13 protein-coding genes and 1 pseudogene are annotated in these 18,388 nt (G+C 33.6%); 6 read left to right on the top strand and 8 right to left on the bottom strand.

All coding sequences use genetic code 11. From position 1 onward, the window contains the following. Positions 1 to 6: 6 nt before the first annotated feature. From moaE to A9G31_RS03045, 3 genes and pseudogenes are all read left to right on the top strand, one after another. Positions 7 to 441 (top strand): molybdopterin synthase catalytic subunit MoaE, encoded by a 435-nt coding sequence (gene moaE / locus A9G31_RS03055; protein ID WP_065560380.1) that lies wholly within the window; start codon positions 7 to 9, stop codon positions 439 to 441. Positions 442 to 501: 60 nt separating this feature from the next. Next, positions 502 to 1,199, top strand: a pseudogene (locus tag A9G31_RS03050) (Bax inhibitor-1/YccA family protein). 170 nt (positions 1,200 to 1,369) lie between these two features. Next, entirely contained in the window at positions 1,370 to 3,208 is a 1,839-nt protein-coding gene (locus tag A9G31_RS03045) for a sulfatase-like hydrolase/transferase (protein ID WP_065560373.1), read from the top strand. A gap of 67 nt (positions 3,209 to 3,275) precedes the next feature. Here A9G31_RS03045 and sppA read toward each other — a convergent pair whose 3' ends face one another. The 6 genes from sppA to pcnB all read right to left on the bottom strand — a co-directional run bounded on the left by sppA (position 3,276) and on the right by pcnB (position 11,906). Further along, positions 3,276 to 5,108, bottom strand: coding sequence for a signal peptide peptidase SppA (gene sppA / locus A9G31_RS03040; protein WP_065560372.1), 1,833 nt, complete (start codon positions 5,106 to 5,108; stop codon positions 3,276 to 3,278). A 30-nt stretch (positions 5,109 to 5,138) separates the two neighbouring features. Further along, entirely contained in the window at positions 5,139 to 5,957 is an 819-nt protein-coding gene (apaH, locus tag A9G31_RS03035) for a bis(5'-nucleosyl)-tetraphosphatase (symmetrical) ApaH (protein WP_065560379.1), read from the bottom strand. 5 nt (positions 5,958 to 5,962) lie between these two features. Further along, positions 5,963 to 6,760, bottom strand: coding sequence for a 16S rRNA (adenine(1518)-N(6)/adenine(1519)-N(6))-dimethyltransferase RsmA (gene rsmA, locus A9G31_RS03030; RefSeq protein ID WP_065560371.1), 798 nt, complete (start codon positions 6,758 to 6,760; stop codon positions 5,963 to 5,965). Continuing rightward, complete coding sequence (surA, locus tag A9G31_RS03025) at positions 6,753 to 8,066, bottom strand: peptidylprolyl isomerase SurA (RefSeq protein ID WP_065560370.1); 1,314 nt, start codon at positions 8,064 to 8,066, stop codon at positions 6,753 to 6,755. The genes rsmA and surA overlap by 8 nt, the downstream gene beginning before the upstream one ends. 78 nt (positions 8,067 to 8,144) lie before the next feature. After that, a complete protein-coding gene (gene lptD / locus A9G31_RS03020) occupies positions 8,145 to 10,505 on the bottom strand; it encodes an LPS assembly protein LptD (RefSeq protein WP_065560369.1) in 2,361 nt (786 codons plus the stop codon). Positions 10,506 to 10,571: 66 nt separating this feature from the next. Continuing rightward, complete coding sequence (gene pcnB / locus A9G31_RS03015) at positions 10,572 to 11,906, bottom strand: polynucleotide adenylyltransferase PcnB (protein WP_065560378.1); 1,335 nt, start codon at positions 11,904 to 11,906, stop codon at positions 10,572 to 10,574. 434 nt (positions 11,907 to 12,340) lie between these two features. On the opposite strand from pcnB, the gene oxyR reads away from it, so the two are divergent. The 3 genes from oxyR (at position 12,341) to A9G31_RS03000 (ending at position 15,177) form a co-directional block, all read left to right on the top strand. Then, positions 12,341 to 13,267, top strand: a complete 927-nt coding sequence (gene oxyR / locus A9G31_RS03010) for a DNA-binding transcriptional regulator OxyR (protein ID WP_065560368.1) — start codon at positions 12,341 to 12,343, stop codon at positions 13,265 to 13,267. A gap of 38 nt (positions 13,268 to 13,305) precedes the next feature. Then, the gene (fabR, locus tag A9G31_RS03005; RefSeq protein ID WP_065560367.1) at positions 13,306 to 13,950 is read left to right on the top strand and encodes an HTH-type transcriptional repressor FabR; all 645 of its coding nucleotides are present in this window, start codon (positions 13,306 to 13,308) and stop codon (positions 13,948 to 13,950) included. 198 nt (positions 13,951 to 14,148) lie between these two features. Then, the gene (locus A9G31_RS03000; protein ID WP_065560366.1) at positions 14,149 to 15,177 is read left to right on the top strand and encodes an alpha/beta hydrolase family protein; all 1,029 of its coding nucleotides are present in this window, start codon (positions 14,149 to 14,151) and stop codon (positions 15,175 to 15,177) included. Between the two features lie 56 nt (positions 15,178 to 15,233). Here A9G31_RS03000 and pntB read toward each other — a convergent pair whose 3' ends face one another. Then, positions 15,234 to 16,628 carry a Re/Si-specific NAD(P)(+) transhydrogenase subunit beta gene (pntB, locus tag A9G31_RS02995; RefSeq protein ID WP_065560365.1) on the bottom strand — a complete coding sequence of 465 codons (1,395 nt, stop codon included), beginning with the start codon at positions 16,626 to 16,628 and terminating at the stop codon, positions 15,234 to 15,236. 15 nt (positions 16,629 to 16,643) lie between these two features. After that, positions 16,644 to 18,176: a Re/Si-specific NAD(P)(+) transhydrogenase subunit alpha gene (gene pntA / locus A9G31_RS02990; RefSeq protein WP_065560364.1), complete on the bottom strand. Its 1,533-nt coding sequence runs from the start codon at positions 18,174 to 18,176 to the stop codon at positions 16,644 to 16,646. Between the last annotated feature and the right edge of the window lie 212 nt (positions 18,177 to 18,388).

Here is an 18,388-nt window from a genome sequence, read left to right as displayed (position 1 = left end):
GATCTTATCAATGTTAGTGAGCAGCCGATTGATGTTAATAAGTTAAACGATTGGCTTTCACAATTACCACAAGATGGTGCTGTTGTCTCTTTTATGGGCAAAGTTCGTAGTAATGAAAAACAAACGATAAGCTTATTTTTAGAACATTATGCAGGAATGACAGAGAAAGTCTTAGCTAATATCATAGCCCAAGCTAGAGAGCGGTGGCAATTAAGTCGAGTTGCGGTAATTCATCGAGTAGGTGAAATTATCGCAAATGAAAAGATTGTCTTTGTGGGAGCAAGTAGCGCACATCGTTCAGATGCGTTTGCAGCAGTAGAGTTCATTATGGATGTATTAAAGAACGAAGCGCCTTTTTGGAAAAAAGAACGAACGCCCCAAGGCGAAACTTGGGTTGAAGCAAAAAAAACAGATAAAGAAACATTGAGAAAATGGTATTAGTATTTATTTAGTATATAATGATATTAAGTTATGTCATTCTTTTTTAACTAGAGGTAATTAATGAGAAATAATTCACCTAATGGCTCGATTATTGAACAATCTAGTAATCGCATGCAAACATATATTAGTCATGTTTATGGTTGGATGCCGTCGGATTGCTTTTAACAGCCCTAGTTGCTTGGTTTGCATCCAATAACTATGCGCTTTTGAACGTTTTATATCAAGGTATGTGGGTGTTACTTATTGCTGAATTTGCTTTAGTTATTGCCATTTCTGCATTGATTAATCGCCTTTCTGGAGCTGTTGCGACAACATTATTCATGTTTTATTCGGTTTTAAATGGTTGCACATTTTCGATTTATTTTATTGTTTATACTTCATCATCAATAGCAAGTGTATTTTTTATTACAGCTGGAATGTTTGCAGCTTTGGCTCTTTATGGTTATACCACTAAACGTGATTTGTCTGGTTTTGGAAGCTTTTTATTTATGGGATTAGTGGGTATTATAATCGCTTCGCTCGTTAATATCTTCATGCAAAGCCAGCCGTTGATGTGGGCTATTACGTATATTGGTGTATTTGTTTTTGCTGGATTAACAGCTTATCATACGCAAAACCTGAAAGAATTTGGCGATCAATTATCGCAGGATGATCCTAATATGTTTAGGAGATTTGTTGTTTTAGGTGCACTAACCCTTTATCTTGATTTTATTAACTTATTCATTATGTTGTTAAGAATTTTTGCAGATCGTCGATAATTGCATTTAATTCAACTAAAAGGGCTCTAAATTGAGCCTTTTTTGTTAAAATTTTATTAGAATCGTATTTTTTTAGTACTAGTTTATTAAAAAGTTTCAGGAAAGACTATGTTTCAATATAAAATACAGTAAAATTCTTATTATAATGAATTAATAACTTACTTAACACTATGAAAAAATTATACTATTTTGCCTTAATTAATCTATTTATTTCATCAATACTATCAATTCGTTTCTTTCTTGTCCCCGAGGCATCATTTAATTGGCCGAGTGTGGCATTTTCAATATTTGCTGTATTGGGGCATTTTTTCTCGGCTTATTTATTACTTTTGGTTGTTTGTATACCTCTTTTATGGTTTAAACAAGCTATTCGCAATATTATTTTAGCTGCAATATTTAGCTTTATTCAAATTGGATTATATATCGATACTATTGTATTTCAACAGTATCGATTTCACGTAAATCAATCTGTCTTATCCATGGTTTTGTCTGGACAGGTTGTCGATTTTTCGATAATTACCTATTTTTTAATGTTTACGCTTATTGTTGTTGTATTTTGCACCGAGTATTTTATTCTTTACTTGCTCAATAACAAATTAACTTCATTGCATAAAAATTCAAGAATTGTTTTATTATCAACAATATTTCTTTTTAGTTCATTTTTAATTAGTCATGTTGTGCACATGATTGCATTTTATTATGCTTATTCGCCTATTATGGTAGTGAAAGAATATATTCCACTTTATCGACCATTTACGTCGAAAAAAATCATGAATTTTTTTGACGAAAAAGGGCAACGAAAAGTCGTGTATAACAAAGATAATAGTAATGCTAGTGTTGATTACCCGAAAAATCCTTTGGTGATTAATCCAGAAAATAAAAAAACTAAAAATATTATGTTTATTGTTTTGGATTCTTGGCGATATGATACGTTTAGTGAAGAAATTTCGCCTAATACATTTCGTTTTGTTAAGCAGAATAATGGGGTCATTTTTGATAATCATTATTCAACTGGTAATGCAACACGTACAGGTATTTTTGGTTTGTTTTATGGTATTCCAGGTACTTATTGGGATTCATTTTTACGAAATAGTGTTCCTTCACTCTTTATCACAACACTACAGAAAGAAAACTATAATATTGGGATTTTTACGTCAGCTAAAGTGACTGCTCCAGAATTTGATCGAACAGCCTTTGTTACCATCAAAAATTTAAGAATTAGTAGTAAAGATGGTTCTGCATCTAGTCGAGATAAACAAATCACTGATGATTGGCTTGCATGGTATAAACTACGAGATACATCTAGACCAACATTTTCTTTTTTATTCTATGATGCTCCTCATGCTTATGACTTTCCAGACGATTTTTCGGTGAAATTCAAACCTATTGGTGATCTTAATTATATGACATTGAGTAATGACACTGATCCTTTGCCTATTTTTAATCGTTACAAGCAAAGTGTTTATTATGATGATTATTTACTACAAAATATTTATGATGAGCTTGTAGAATCAGGTTCGTTAGATAATACAATATTGATTATTACAGGTGATCATGCTCAAGAGATGAATGATAATAAATTAGGATTTTGGGGGCATAATGGTAATTACACAGATGCACAAACAAAGGTGCCTTTTATTATTATTGGTGGTAAAGAATTAGAGAGCCTAAAAAATAATAGTGCCAAAATAACAAGCCATGAAGATGTCGTTCCTACCTTAATGAAACATTATTTATATGTGAAAAATGATATAAGTGATTATTCGACAGGTTATGATTTATTTAATCCTATAACTGAACGTAACTGGCTTTTGATGTCTAATTATAGTTCTTATGCGGTGAGAACATCTGATAATATTTATCTTGTTAATCGATTAGGTATCAGTCATTATATGGATTTACATAATCGTGAAGTTGATGAAGTGCCGAATTATCAATATATTCAAGAAGCAATGAATCATATGCGTTATTTTTCTCAATCAGGAAAAAATAGCTTAATAAATAATTAATTATTCTTTAAGCGTAAAGAAAGAAACATTATCTGCCACAAATGTGGCGGATAATGAACTAAGTATATTAACGAACATCAGCACAATTTAAGCAATAAATATAGCGATTTTGTGGATCATTAAACTTATTCCATAAAGAAACATGCTGTTGAAGTTGTTTTGCTTCAGGAAGTTGTTCAAAAAATATTTCTGCCGTTGATTTAGGCAACATGGCTATCATATCTGAATAAAATGCATTAAACCAATTTCCCTTTGGCTTTTGCCAGTCAATTTCATAATCAGTTAAATTAGCTAATGTTGCTGCTGTTTCAATTGCATCATCAAAGTCACCTAATTTATCAACAAGTCCAATCTTACTTGCTTCTGAACCAAGCCAAACTTGACCTTGTCCAATTTTATCGACTTGTTCGGTTGTCATATTTCGTGCTTTTGCTACTAACGAAATAAATGTTTGATAGCCATTATCAATATTTAATTGAATTAGTTGGTTCATTTCGGTTGGTAGATCTTGCGCAAAGTTATTACTTGCTAATGGAGAGGTAGTTACACCATCGCTATAAACACCAATATGAGATAAAGATTTTTCAAATGTTGGAATAATACCGAAGATACCAATAGAACCGGTAATTGTATTTGGGCTTGCAACTATGTAATCTGATGCGGTTGATATCCAGTATCCACCCGATGCAGCCATTCCGCCCATGGAGATAACAACAGGAATTTGGTAATCACGTAATGCTTCTAATTCACTACGAATTGCTTCTGACGCATCCACACTCCCTCCTGGGCTATTTACTCGCAATACTATTGCTTGTGTGTTATGTTTATTTAAATTTATACGGATATTTTTCAATTGTTCAACAATGTCTTGACTACCAGCGATATTACTACTATTTTCACCATCGGTAATAGTACCATTTACAAATACAACCGCAATTAGTGGTTTATTGTTTCCGTTATCACTATCTAAATTTGTATCTTTTGACTTAAGTTGATAATCATAAATACTGATTTGATGTTGCTTATTAAGCTCAGATTCAAATTGGTAATTAGATGCAATTTCATCGACCAATCCATTAGACATAGCATATTGAGCCATATTACCATTAACTGCTTTTAAATTAGTCAACATAGTTTCTGGCGCTAGAACCAATTGGGTATCGGCTTTTTTCCGTTGTGTTGAAATGTCTTGAAGATAATTGTTCCACATAAGTGTTAGCCAACGTGTTGTATTGCTTTTTGCTTCTTCTGACATATCATCACGAATAAATGGTTCGATGGCTGACTTATAAGTTCCCACTCTAAACACATGAGTGTTAATTTTTAGATTATCAAGTAAGGTTTTATAGTATAGGTTGTTAGCTGCTAACCCATATACATTAACTGAACCAAGTGGTGTTAAATATATTTTATCAGCATAGCTAGCTAAATAATATTGGCTTTGATTAAAATTGGAACCATAAGCATAAATTGGTTTATTCGCCTTACTAAATTTGGTTAAATATTTACCAATATATTGTAGTGAACTCATATCAGCGCCAACAAAATGATCTAATTTAATGACCATGCTTGTAATCTTTGGATCTGCTGTTGCTTGAGCTATTTTTTGAGTTAGCTCAAATAAACTATTTTCACGAGAGGTATTTACTTTTTTACCATAAATTTTGCTTTGTAAAGCATAAATTTCATCACCGTATAATGTATTGTCAACAATTACTCCTTCAATATCCAACACCAATGCTCCATATTGTGGAATAATTTCTTGTTTTTGTGTTTCTTGGACTAATGCGATGACGCTAAAGATTAAAATAATAATAATTAGAAATATTAGATTAAGAAATATTTCCCTTATTAAGTTAATCACTTTCCATATTGATTTAATGGCAGATAAAGCAGACATAATAAATGATCCTTTTCATAGATAGTTTATCTAATTTTTTGCTTCAATATTTTTCTTTTTGAAGTATTTTTTATCTTCAAATCTTAAGCACGTTAATTTTCCACCCCAACAACATCCTGTATCGAGTGCATAAACATTATCTGGTGTACCTTTTCCATTTAATGCAGCCCAGTGGCCAAAGGCGACTGCATACTCGTTTGGAATTTTGCTTGGTAATAAAAACCACGGTTTAAGTTTCGAAGGTGCTTGCTCAGGTGATTTTTTGTAATAAAAATCTAATCGACCATCTTCATAACAAAAACGCATACGAGTTAATGCATTAGCAATATAACGCAATCTATCTAATCCTTGTAGTTCAGGAAACCATTCATCCGGAAAGTTGCCATACATTTTATCAAGGAATAGGATATAGGAATCACTAGATAGCATAACATTCAGATCATAAGCACATTTTTTTAGTGTTTCGATATCCCATTGTGGTGAAATACCAGCGTGGGTCATAATTAACTTTAATGATTCGTCAATTTGGACCAATGGCTGTCTACGCAGCCATTCCATTAATTCACCAAAATCTGGTGCACGAATAATTTCATCAAGATTATCCTTCTTTTTAGAAGGGGTAACATTGGCATAAATTGATAATAAATGTAGGTCATGATTACCTAATACTAATCGAATTTGGTTAGCATTATGTTTAACAAATCTTAGAACTTCTAATGATTTTGGACCTCTAGCAACTAGATCACCTGTTAACCATAAAATATCCGATGATGAGAATTTCACTTTTTCAAGTAAGCGCATAAACTCATCATAACAACCATGAATATCACCAATAAGTAAGTTTGCCATTCCTGTTAACTCCATGAATTTGCAAGTTGACAGTATTGCTGTACTGTTAAGTTTTCGGCACGTAAATTAGGATCAATATTTAATTCAGTTAATTGTTCAACAGTAAACAAGTTACTTAAACTGTTACGGATAGTTTTACGTCGTTGGTTAAATGCCTCTGTAGTTACGCGAGAAAGTATTTTTATATCATTAACAAGATAAGGCTTTTCTTTATAAGGTATTAATTTAACAACAGCAGAGTCAACTTTTGGAGCAGGTTTAAATGATGTTGGTGGTACTTCAAGAACAGGAATAATCTGACAATAATATTGAGCCATAACGCTCAATCTACCATAATGTTTACTGTTAGGCGATGCAATTAAGCGAGTTACTACTTCTTTTTGTAGCATAAAATGCATGTCAGTGATGATGTCTGCATGCTCAAATAAGTGGAACATTAACGGTGTAGAGATATTATAAGGTAAGTTACCAAATACTCTTAATGGTTTACCTAATTGATCAGCTAACTGATTGAAGTCAAAGGTTAGGGCATCTTGCTCTATAACCGTTAGTTTATTATTTAAAAATGGATTTTCAATTAACCTACTAGCTAGATCCCTGTCTATCTCTATAACTGTCAAATGATCAATATGTTTACTGATAGGTATTGTTAATGCCGCAAGCCCTGGACCAATTTCGACTAGTGCTTGATCTTTTTTAGGCTGTATAGCTGAGACAATATTTTCGATTATGTAATCATCATGTAAAAAATTTTGCCCAAATCTTTTACGGGCAAAATGTCCTTGGTGAACACGGTTATTCATGTTTATCTTCACCTGTAATTTTAATATAAGCGTCGCCTTTTATTTCTTGAATCCATACTTGGGCTTCTTCAGAAAATTTACGATTAAAAATGAGTCGATAAGCTTGATCTTTATTCATTGCATTTGTTCCATCAGCTTTTCTTTTATCAATTAATTGGATTAAGTGCCAACCGTAAGCTGATTTTATTGGTTGGCTAATTTCTCCTTTTTTTAACTGAATCAGAGCAGTCCTAAAGCTATTATCATAAATTTCAGGACGATTCCAACCTAAGTTGCCCCCTTTACTTGCTGAACCTGTATCTTCAGAGTTAGCTTTAGCAGCAGCTTCAAAGGTTGTGGCTCCACTGACGATTGCTTTACGGAGATCAATTAATTTTTGTTTTGCGATTTGGTCGGTGACTAATACATTTGTTTTAATCAATATATGGCGTGCATTTACCTCTTCAATTGTGACAGTTCTCGGTGCTTCTGAACGGGTATCATCAACTTTTAGAATATGCAGACCAACCCCAGAACGGATAGGTCCAATAATACTACCTTTAGGAGCTCGCACTAACCGTTCTTCAAAGATAGTAGGTAATTCATTAAGTTTATGCCAACCCATACTGCCACCTTTTAATGCAAAATCATCGTTTGAATATGAAGTGGCTAATTTAGCAAAGCTTTCCCCTTTTTGGGCTCGATTAATGATATCTCGTGCTTTATTTGTTGCATTATCAATTTGTTGTTTAGATGCTTTTTCTGGAACAGAAATCAAGATATGACTGATTTTTACATCAATATTATTGGTTGGTTGGCGAGCAATATTTTTTGCTAAATTTTCTATTTCTTTTTCTGAAATTTTGACTCTTGATCTAACTTCATGCATTCGAGTCTTATCTATTAGCATGTCATTGTGTATTCTTTCACGATAGGCACTATAACTTATTTTCATTGTCGAAAGTCTACTTCTAAGCTGGTCGATGCTCATACCATTTTCTGCAGCAATTCTATTAATAGCGTCAGTTACCTCGTCATCACTAACCGTAATTTTAGCTTTGGCTGCTTTTTGTAAAATTAGGTTTTCGATAATTAAACGATCGATAATTTGTTGTCTAAGTATTTTATCATTAGGTAGATTTTGTGGATCGGTGCTTGCTTTGATCGTTTTTAACATATCATTAACATCGCTTTCTAAAATGACATTGTTATTAACAACCGCAGCAACTTGTTCTACAACTTTCGGAGCAGCACTGGCAGATAACGGAGTTATAATCCCTAAAGTTACGCTTAGATTTAATGCTATAAATAGTTTTAATAATTTCATATTCACTTAACTCATTTTGTTTTTCAGCATAGACAGCTTATAATAAATTTATTGGTAATCTATAGTTACAAAAATATTTTATTCAAATGCTGTATTATATGGTAGTTTCCCGAAATTAAGCATTTTAGCTTTGGCATCTCGGTTATTACCTAATCCTTTTAATTCGAAGTTAATTGATAGTTTATTTTCATACTTACTTTTGCGAGAAGTATTGTCCCAATCAGTTAGTTTCCTACCATATTGCATCGTTACACCCCAACAACAATCACTGTAATTTAATCCGACAAAACCATCAGAGGTTTGTTCTAATTTAACATCATAATAATATGAACCAACAGCACTAAGTGTTTGTGTTAATGGCCAAGCACTCATTATTCCAGCTTGTGAAATATCTTGTTTATAACCTCTATAAAATGGATTTTTATCAACAGTATCAATATAGTTACGGTTTGCATAGCGGTATGATAGTTGAATTAACTTGTCACCAGTTGGTCGGTACTCGAATATTGCGTTAGCTAACGAGATTGTATCAATTCGAGTGTCATACTGAACGCCACTTCTAAAAATCATATCATTACTTACGCGCCAAAAGCTGTCTGATGCCCAAGTAATACTACCTGTATCAGAGTTTTCATCTAGATCATTATTATGTTCACTCGTTTTAGATTTAGTAAAATAAGTGATTTGCCCAATTGATAAGTTAAATTTTTCAACCTTATTATTATAAAACCGAGTTGTTACACCTGTTGATATTTTATTGGTTGAAGCAATTCGATCTAAACCACTATATGGTTGATCTCTAAATAGACCAATATAATCTGATTGTAATATAGTGGAATCATAGTCGCTAATATTAGATTGGTTTCGATAAGGAATATAAATATACTTTACTCGAGGCTCTAAGGTTTGTGTGTAGCCATCAATGAAAGATATATCACGCTCAAAAATGACTTTACCATCAACGCTAAATTTAGGTAAAAAACGAGTTACTTTTTTATCTAAGTATTTATATTTATCAATATTTTTATTGATATTTTCTTGATTGTAATGAGTTGCCATAAAACCAGTTTCTGTGGTTAATGACGACCAAGAATTAGATAAAGTATAATTAAGTGTTGGTTCCAAATGCGCTCGCCATGCTTTAGGTTTGCTTTCCCCAGACGTCAAAAATCGGGATATTTGAGAAAATGTTCTAAATTTGAATGGACCCAGATCATTATTATAATAACTCATATCTAATTGTGGCTGAGTTTGATAAAGTGAATTTTTTAATTCTGAATGGAATGGCTGAAAGTGTCGATAGCCTAACGTAATATCCCAATTTTCATCATTATAGGCAATTTTATAATATTGTGTTAAATACCCAGCAGTTTGGGATGCATATTTGGAGTTTAGGTTTGTAAGGTAATGGTTATCACTAACTCGAGTTGTATCTGCATAAAAGCGCCAATTATAATTAATTAATTCATCATTTTTCCAATGGAATAACCAACGGTGACGATTATCGTCGTAATTGTTACCATTGAAATGACTGTCTCTATCATCATTATATTTAGTATCATGTTGAAGCCAGTCAAATGCAAGTGTACCTAAACCTAATTCGTTTAAATAGCGAAATTCAGTTTGTAATTGTACTCCACGTTTTTGTAAAATTCGCGGCGTAAAGGTTGCATCATAATTTGGTGCAATATTCCAATAAATCGGTATTGAAAAATCAATGCCATCAATACTGTCATAGCCGAAATTCGGCATTAATAATCCAGAGCGGCGTTTATCACCGGTTGGTAATTGTAAATAAGGCGAGTATAGAACAGGTACTTTACCAATACTAAATACAGCGTTCCAAACTTCTAGTAATTGTTCTTCGTTATCATGAATAACCGTTGTTCCTTTAATATCCCATGTGCTGTCGTCGGTAGGACAGGATGTAAAACTACCTTTTTTTAGAATAACATAACGATTTTTTTCAAGTTGCATTTTATCTGCATTACCGCGACCAAGTCTATTGACAAGATGGTATTGACTCGGGCTCATATTTGCATCGTTGTTATTTAGATTCATTGATGCATTATTGCCTTTCATTTTTATTAAATTATCTTGATAGGTAATATTACCTTCTAATGTCACTGTTCGATTATTATTATCTTGAGTGTCAATTGTTACTTTATCTGCTTGAACTGTTCGGTTGCCTTGTTCTATTAATACTTCACCTTGATATATGGCGATATTGGGATAAATTGCTTCAAGTTGATTAGCTTCAGCATTTACAGGTAAGGTATTTATATCTCCATTAACTAAAGGACGATCAAACTTCGGAACGTCAATAAGGCATTGAGGATTATCGCTTACAACTTTAGGTAAATTTATAGCATAACTAGAGCTATCATACAAAGAAAGAGTAACGGCTATAGCAATAAGAGAAGGCGTTAATTTTTTCATTAATGGTTATAAAGTTATTATGATTGCAACATTATAGCGGTTATTTATAAAAGTGCGAATTAAAAATTAACGTTTCCCTGTGCGTTTATTTATTTTATTAAGCTGTTTTACCATCGCTATTCTTTTTTCGACTGAAGTATTTTGAAACTCATCCCACCACCTAGCTAATTGTAGGAGTTCTCCTTTTTCGATTGAGGCGCGCATTTCTAAAAGGTCATAAGCAGCCCTAAACTTAGGATGTTCTATAATGGCAAACGCACGTTTACCATTTCGTTTTTTCATACGTAGTTGTAAACGCCAAATATCGCTCATTATGGTCGTTAACCGTCTAGGTATGGCTATGCTTTTACATTGTTCACTTAGCACTTCGTTAATTGCCATCGAAAACGAATCATGAAATGGCAAACCACTTTCGATACACGTTGCTTGTGTTTGTTCAATTATTGGATACCAGAAAAAAACTGCAAACAAAAATGCTGGATTAATTCGCTTATTGTTGGCAATGCGATAATCAGTATTTTTTAAAACTTGTTCGATGATTTTCTCTAAATAACTGTTTGGATTGTTAGCAAATAGATGCTCAATAACAGGAAATAGTTGTTCAAAGAGACAATACTCTCTTAGTAACTTGTAAGTTTTGTAGCCATTCCCTGTTTGTAATAGTTTAAGAGACTCATCAAAAAGTCGTGCCGATGGTACATTTTTTAATAGTGATGCAAGCTGTCTAATAGGCTTAGCAGTAGCTGGCTCAATTTTCATATCCAGTTTTGCTGCAAAACGGACAGTTCTTAGCATTCTAACGGGATCTTCTCGATAACGTGTTTGCGGATCGCCAATTAATCGAATAACGCCTTTTTGTAAATCTTCTAATCCTCCGCAATAATCACGTAAGGTAAAATCATTTACATCATAGTAAAGTGCATTCATAGTGAAATCCCGACGAACAGCATCTTGCTCAATGGTACCATAGACATTATCACGTAATAGCATTCCGGACTGAGAACGTTTAGATGTATTGTTTTGCCCTTTTTTAGAATCGTGATCGCCGCGGAAAGTCGCAACCTCAATTATTTCTTTGCCAAACATAATATGAGCAAGACGAAACCGTCGTCCTACTAAGCGACAATTACGGAAAATTTTCTGAATCTGTTCTGGTGTAGCATTAGTTGTGATATCAAAGTCTTTTGGTGTTTTACCTAAGATAAGATCTCTGATACATCCACCAACTAAATAAGCTTCGTACCCTAGTTTATTTAATCGATAAAGGACTTTTAATGCGTTTTCACTAATCTCTTTACGAGAAACATTATGTTCATTACTAGGAATGGACACATAGCTAGCTTTTTGTTTTTCTTCATTGTGAAAAAACTTTCGATAAAAGCGTGAAACTTGTTTAAAAATAGGGCACCTCAAAAAGTTTTTTTGGCTTCATAACAATATAGCGCACAATTATATAGTAATTGTTAATAAGTTTCCATGTTTCTTGGAATTGGTATTTTTTATTCAATAAAATTGTAATTTTTCTGGATGATTTAAATATTATATTTGATTTTTTTAACATAATTATCAACAATAGTAACTAATAGTAGTATTAACAACATCTAATAAAAAACAATAAACTTTGTTTCGTTCTAGTTAAAATTTTTTAACTAGTTGATTAAGATGAAATAAAACTGTACTCAGAACTTCTTTTACCAATTTGTTTCACAGAATATAATTTATAATGCATGATAATTTAATAAATTATAAAGCGCTTTTAATGTTATTTGTTATAGCCTTACAGGATAGAAGTTGTTTGAGTATATACCATTAACTGATAACTTATTGGGGACATTATGAATATTCGTGATTTGGAATATTTTGTTTCGTTAGCTGAATTTCGGCATTTTCGTAAAGCAGCTGATGCTTGTAATGTGAGTCAACCAACTCTTAGTGGTCAAATTAGAAAGTTAGAAGATGAATTAGGTGTAATGTTATTAGAGCGCACAAGCCGCAAAGTGTTATTTACACAAACCGGTATGATGCTGGTTGAACAAGCGAAAGAGATATTGCGTAACATCCAAATTCTAAAAGAAATGGCAAGCCGTCAAGGTGAAGAAATGTCTGGACCAATGCATATAGGATTGATCCCCACTATAGCGCCTTATCTTTTACCTCATGTCATTACAGTTTTACATGACTCTTTTCCTCAGTTGGAACTTTACTTACATGAAGCGCAAACTGCTAATATTGTTGCTCAACTCGAAAGTGGTAAACTTGATTGTGCAATCATTGCCCAAGTCAAAGAAACAGCACAATTTATTGAACTACCTTTATTTGATGAACCTATGTTTTTAACTGTTCCTGCTACTGATGAATTAGCTAGTAAAAAGACAGTTAAACTTTCCAGCTTAAAAGGTAAAAAATTCTTAATGTTAGAAGATGGTCACTGTTTACGAGATCATGCAATGGGATATTGTTTTCAAGTTGGAGTTGATGAAGATAAACAATTTAAAGCTACCAGTCTTGAAACACTTCGGAGTATGATTTCTGCTGGTCGCGGTATTACTTTGTTTCCGGAACTTGCTATACCTAACGAGCGAATTCGTGATAATATTTGTTATATTCCATGTACTGATCCTGTACCTGTGCGTAGTATTGCTCTTATTTATCGACCAGGTTCTCCATTGCGTGCTCGTTATGAAACCATTGCTAAAACAATTCGAGACCATATGCCTAAAGTATTTGCTGATAAAGAAAGATTATTAAACAAATCAATTTAAGGGTGCATAACTAGGAAATATTATAACTGAGCTACTAAATGAAAAATATCAAGATCGGCGGTGTTCGAGCTCAACAGAAAGAAAGAACTCGCCGTACTTTAATTGAAACAGCATTTAATCAACTCAATGCTGAGCAAGGTTTTACAAGTTTAAGCTTACGAGAAGTAGCGCGTGAAGCAGGAATAGCCGCTACTTCATTTTATCGACATTTTCGTGATATGGATGAGCTTGGTTTGGCCATGGTGGACGAAAGTGGCTTAACTCTTCGTCAATTGTTACGCCAAGCGCGAAAACGTATTGAAAAAGGAGGAAGTGTTTTACGTACCTCTGTAACAACTTTCATTGAGTTTATTGATAAAAACCCTAAAGTTTTTTTATTGTTATTACGTGAAAAAGCAGGAACTTCTTCTGCCTTTCGTTCTGCTATTGCTCGAGAAATCCAACACTTTATTGTAGAGCTTGTTGATTATCTTGATAATGCCAACCAGATGCCTCACCATTACAATGAAGCTCAAGCAGAAGCAATGGTCACTATTGCTTTTAATGCGGGAGCTGAAGCAATTGATTTTGATACAGTACAAAGACAAAAATTAATTGAAGATCTTATTTTTCAACTAAGAATGGTGTCTCGTGGAGCTTATTATTTATATCATAAAGAACAAATCAAAAAAGATAGTCATTAATCGTTATACTACCCCAAATCCAATCTCAAAATTCTAATTTGGTCGTAATATTAAAATTTTATGCTGTTTAGCAATTAATTATTTTCAATAAGAATATCTACTAATTACTGATTTTTACTATTACTATTTATTGTGTTTTTGTTATTCATACTGTAGCATTAAAAAAAAGAGAAACATTGTTAAATAGAAATTAATTTCATGACTAAACTATACTTTTTGCTTTATTCGCTTATTTTGTCCTTTCCCTTTTTCAACTATGCTTATTCAAATGTGGGATTTAAGGAAATCTATTATAGCAAAGAAGACAGTAGACCTTTAAATATTGCAATATGGTATCCGACAGATGCTCAACAAAGAGCAGTAGCTATTGGCGATAATGCCGTTTTTTACGGTTCTAAAGTCATTCCTAATGCAGCATCTATTTCAAATTATCGTAAACATCCTTTGATTGTTATTTCGCATGGTTATGGAGGAAGTTGGCAAAGTTTAAATTGGCTTGCTTATGAACTGGCAGATAGGGGATATATTGTTGCTGCACCAAATCATCTGGGAACTATTTATTTTAATAAAGATATTACTCAATCTACTAAATTGTGGTTACGTCCTCAAGATCTAAGTAAAACTATTGATGCGTTACAAATAGATGAGTTTTTGGCAAACTATATTGATATGAATAAAATTTCATCTATTGGACATTCCCTTGGCGGTTGGACAGTAGCTGCACTTGCTGGAGCAAGGTTTGATACAGATCTTTTTAAACAAGATTGCACTATACATTCACATTTAAAAGCTTGCCAGTTAGTAAATGAACTTGGACTAGATAACCCACAATTAAATAAAAACATGTCAGATCAGAGAATAAAGTCATTTATTTCTTTAGATGCTGGATTAGTTAGAGGATTTACTGCAGATAGTTTGAAAAATATTGCTTTTCCTTCTTTAATCATTGGCGCTGGTATTGATGTTGGTGATATGAATGTAGATCTAGAATCTGGTTATTTACAACAGTTTCTTTCAAAATCATTATCAACTTATATTGTTATCCCTGATGCAACGCATTTTAGTTTCATGCAAATTTGTAAATCAGATGCTATAGATATTTTAGAGCAAGAGGCTAAAGGAGAAGCAATCATTTGTAAAGATGGTGGGAATCGCACAAGGACAGAGATACACCGTGAAATAACGGATCAAATAATCGATTTTTTAGCTAAGGTGAATTTAAATTAAGTGCCTATTTTAGAAATATACTGCGGCAAAAGCCGCAGTAATACTTTTAGTGATACTTAAAGGTTTTGTAGTACTTTTTCAACACTGTCTTTAGCATCACCAAATAGCATATAGCTATTTTCTTTAAAGAATAGTGGGTTTTGTACACCTGCATAACCAGTATTCATTGAGCGTTTAGAAATAACAACCGTTTTTGCTTTCCAAACTTCAAGAACAGGCATGCCAGCAATTGGACTATTTGGATCTTCTTCTGCCGCTGGGTTGACTGTATCGTTAGCTCCAATTACCCAAACCACATCAGTATCAGGGAAGTCATCGTTTATTTCATCCATTTCTAATACAATATCATAAGGGACTTTTGCTTCGGCTAATAATACATTCATATGCCCAGGTAAACGTCCTGCTACTGGGTGAATACCAAAACGAACTTCTATACCCATACCACGTAGTCTTTCAGTAATATTACTTACTGCACCTTGAGCTTGAGCAACTGCCATACCATATCCAGGAACAATAATAACTGAGCGGGCTTCTTTTAATGTTTGCGCAACTTCGGCTGGTTGCATTTCACGGTATTCACCTTGTTCTTCATCTGATGAACTAGCTGCGCTACCATCGCTACCGAAACCGCCAGCAATAACACTAATAAATGAGCGGTTCATCGCTTTACACATAATATATGAAAGAATTGCGCCTGATGAACCAACTAACGCACCAGTTACAATTAGTAGATCGTTGCCTAACATAAAGCCTGCTGCTGCTGCTGCCCAACCTGAATAAGAATTTAGCATTGAAATAACAACAGGCATGTCAGCACCACCAATTGAAGCAACAAGATGGAAACCAAACACGAATGCAATAATTGCCATGATCAACAAACTAATTGTTGCACCAGCGCCACTTTTTACTTCAACAAAAGTAAACATTAAAATGGTAGAAACAACAATTGCTGCTAGATTCCAATAATGTTTATTTGGAATTGATAATGGTTTTGAGCTAATGCGTCCATTTAATTTACCAAATGCGACAACAGAGCCAGAGAAGGTTACTGCGCCGATAAAGACACCAACAAAAATCTCTACTAAATGTACAGTTAACTCTCCACCTTGAAAATTTTGAATGTGTGGATCTAAATAACTGTTTAAACCAACTAGAACAGCAGCCATTCCAACAAAGCTATGAAGTAGTGCAACAAGTTCTGGCATTTGAGTCATTTCAACTTTTTTAGCCAAATATAAACCAATTGCAGCACCAATAATCATTGCAATAACTATCCAGTGTAATCCGCCTTTAATACTTGCAACTGCAGCAATAAGAGCGATAGCCATACCAATCATACCGTAAATATTGCCTGATTTGGCTGATTCTTGGTTAGATAGACCGCGTAAACTGAATATAAAAAGCAACGCAGCAATTACATATGCCGCTTGAATAATTCCATTACTTAACATAATTTATGCTCTCCTTTACTTGCCACGTTGGAACATTTTTAGCATTCTTTGGGTAACAAAGAATCCACCAAAAATATTGATACTAGCAATTAAAATAGCAACAAAAGCAATTGCCGTAGTTAAGCCATTATCATCACTGATTTGCAAAATTGCTCCGACTAATATAATTCCAGAAATTGCATTAGTTACCGACATTAGAGGTGTATGCAAAGAATGTGTAACATTCCATACAACGTAGTAACCAACAACGCAAGATAATGCAAATACAGTAAAATGTCCTAAAAAGCTTTCAGGAACGGAGTTTGCAAGCCAGAAGAAAGCAATGAGAACTAAAGCTAAAATACCATATTTTTTGCGAGGATCCATTGGCTTTGGTTCTGGTTTAACAATTGGATCTGATGCTTTTTTCTGAGGTTGAGCAGATACTTGAATCGGTGGTGCAGGCCAAGTGATTTCTTTATCTTTAACCACAGTTACACCACGAATTACAACATCTTCAAAATTGATATCAATATTACCGTCTTTTTCTTTAGCAAGCAGTTTTAATAGGTTAACAATGTTAGTACCATAAAGCTGTGATGCTTGTGCTGGCATACGATTAGCTAAATCAGTATAACCTACAATTTTAACATTGTTATCTGTTTCGAAAATTTCACCTGGTTTAGTTAACTCACAGTTACCACCAGTTAATGCAGCCAAATCAACTATAACACTACCCGGTTTCATTGATTCAACCATTTCTTTCGAAATGAGTTTTGGAGCTGGTTTACCTGGAATTAGTGCAGTTGTTATGATGATATCAACATCTTTAGCTTGTTCTGCAAACAGTGCCATTTCAGCTTCAATAAAGGCCGCTGACATCTGTTTAGCATAACCGTCACCAGAACCTGCTTCTTCTTCAAAATCTAACTCTAAAAAGTCAGCGCCCATGCTGTTAATTTGTTCGGCAACTTCAGGGCGAGTATCAAAAGCACGAACAATTGCACCTAAACTTACTGCAGCACCAATTGCTGCTAGGCCTGCAACACCTGCTCCAATAACTAATATTTTAGCTGGCGGTACTTTACCAGCAGCAGTAACTTGCCCTGTAAAGAATCGACCAAATTGATTTGCTGCTTCAATAACTGAACGATAACCAGCAATATTAGACATTGAGCTTAATGCATCTAGAGATTGTGCGCGTGAAATACGTGGTACACAATCCATAGCCATTACAGTAATATTTTTGGCGGCTAATTTTTCTAATAGTTCTTTATGTTGAGCTGGATAAATATAACTAATAAGGGTTGAACCCTCTTTCATTAAAGGTATTTCATCGTCGTTTGGTGCATGAAACTTCAAAATTAAATCATTTTGCCAAATGTCTTGTGCGTTTTGAATTGTAGCCCCAGCATCAATAAAAGCTTGGTCTTCATAATGAGCAGCATGTCCAGCGCCTTGTTCTACGGAAACTGTAAAGCCCAGTTTTAACAGTTGTCCAACAGTTAAAGGAGTCGCTGCAACTCTAGCTTCATTGGCTAACCGTTCTTTAGGTATACCGATATGCATTTCGTTACGTCCTTATGTTAGTTTATTGTATGTAAGTTGATTTTAGCATAAATAGGGTTCTGTGCGAGTAGTGAATCTATTTTTTATTCAAGAAATAAGATTTTTAAATTATTTGAGTAATATTTATTAATTAATATTATTATAAGGCTATATCGAAATAGCTATAATTTAAATAAAACAGTTTTAATGCTTTCATCGAATTCCATTACAAA

This window comes from Gilliamella sp. Gris1-4 (genome assembly GCF_001690335.1).
GTDB classification, from domain to species: Bacteria; Pseudomonadota; Gammaproteobacteria; order Enterobacterales; family Orbaceae; genus Gilliamella; species Gilliamella apicola_P.
Note: the sequence above shows the minus strand (reverse complement) of the source record. Positions and strands in the feature narration are given on the sequence as shown.

Coding starts and splice junctions, on each gene's coding strand:
- A9G31_RS03045 (WP_065560373.1), top strand. CDS start 1,370: ATGAAAAAATTATACTATTTTGCCTTAATTAATCTATTTATTTCATCA.
- sppA (WP_065560372.1), bottom strand. CDS start 5,108: ATGTCTGCTTTATCTGCCATTAAATCAATATGGAAAGTGATTAACTTA.
- apaH (WP_065560379.1), bottom strand. CDS start 5,957: ATGGCAAACTTACTTATTGGTGATATTCATGGTTGTTATGATGAGTTT.
- rsmA (WP_065560371.1), bottom strand. CDS start 6,760: ATGAATAACCGTGTTCACCAAGGACATTTTGCCCGTAAAAGATTTGGG.
- surA (WP_065560370.1), bottom strand. CDS start 8,066: ATGAAATTATTAAAACTATTTATAGCATTAAATCTAAGCGTAACTTTA.
- lptD (WP_065560369.1), bottom strand. CDS start 10,505: ATGAAAAAATTAACGCCTTCTCTTATTGCTATAGCCGTTACTCTTTCT.
- oxyR (WP_065560368.1), top strand. CDS start 12,341: ATGAATATTCGTGATTTGGAATATTTTGTTTCGTTAGCTGAATTTCGG.
- fabR (WP_065560367.1), top strand. CDS start 13,306: ATGAAAAATATCAAGATCGGCGGTGTTCGAGCTCAACAGAAAGAAAGA.
- A9G31_RS03000 (WP_065560366.1), top strand. CDS start 14,149: ATGACTAAACTATACTTTTTGCTTTATTCGCTTATTTTGTCCTTTCCC.
- pntB (WP_065560365.1), bottom strand. CDS start 16,628: ATGTTAAGTAATGGAATTATTCAAGCGGCATATGTAATTGCTGCGTTG.
- pntA (WP_065560364.1), bottom strand. CDS start 18,176: ATGCATATCGGTATACCTAAAGAACGGTTAGCCAATGAAGCTAGAGTT.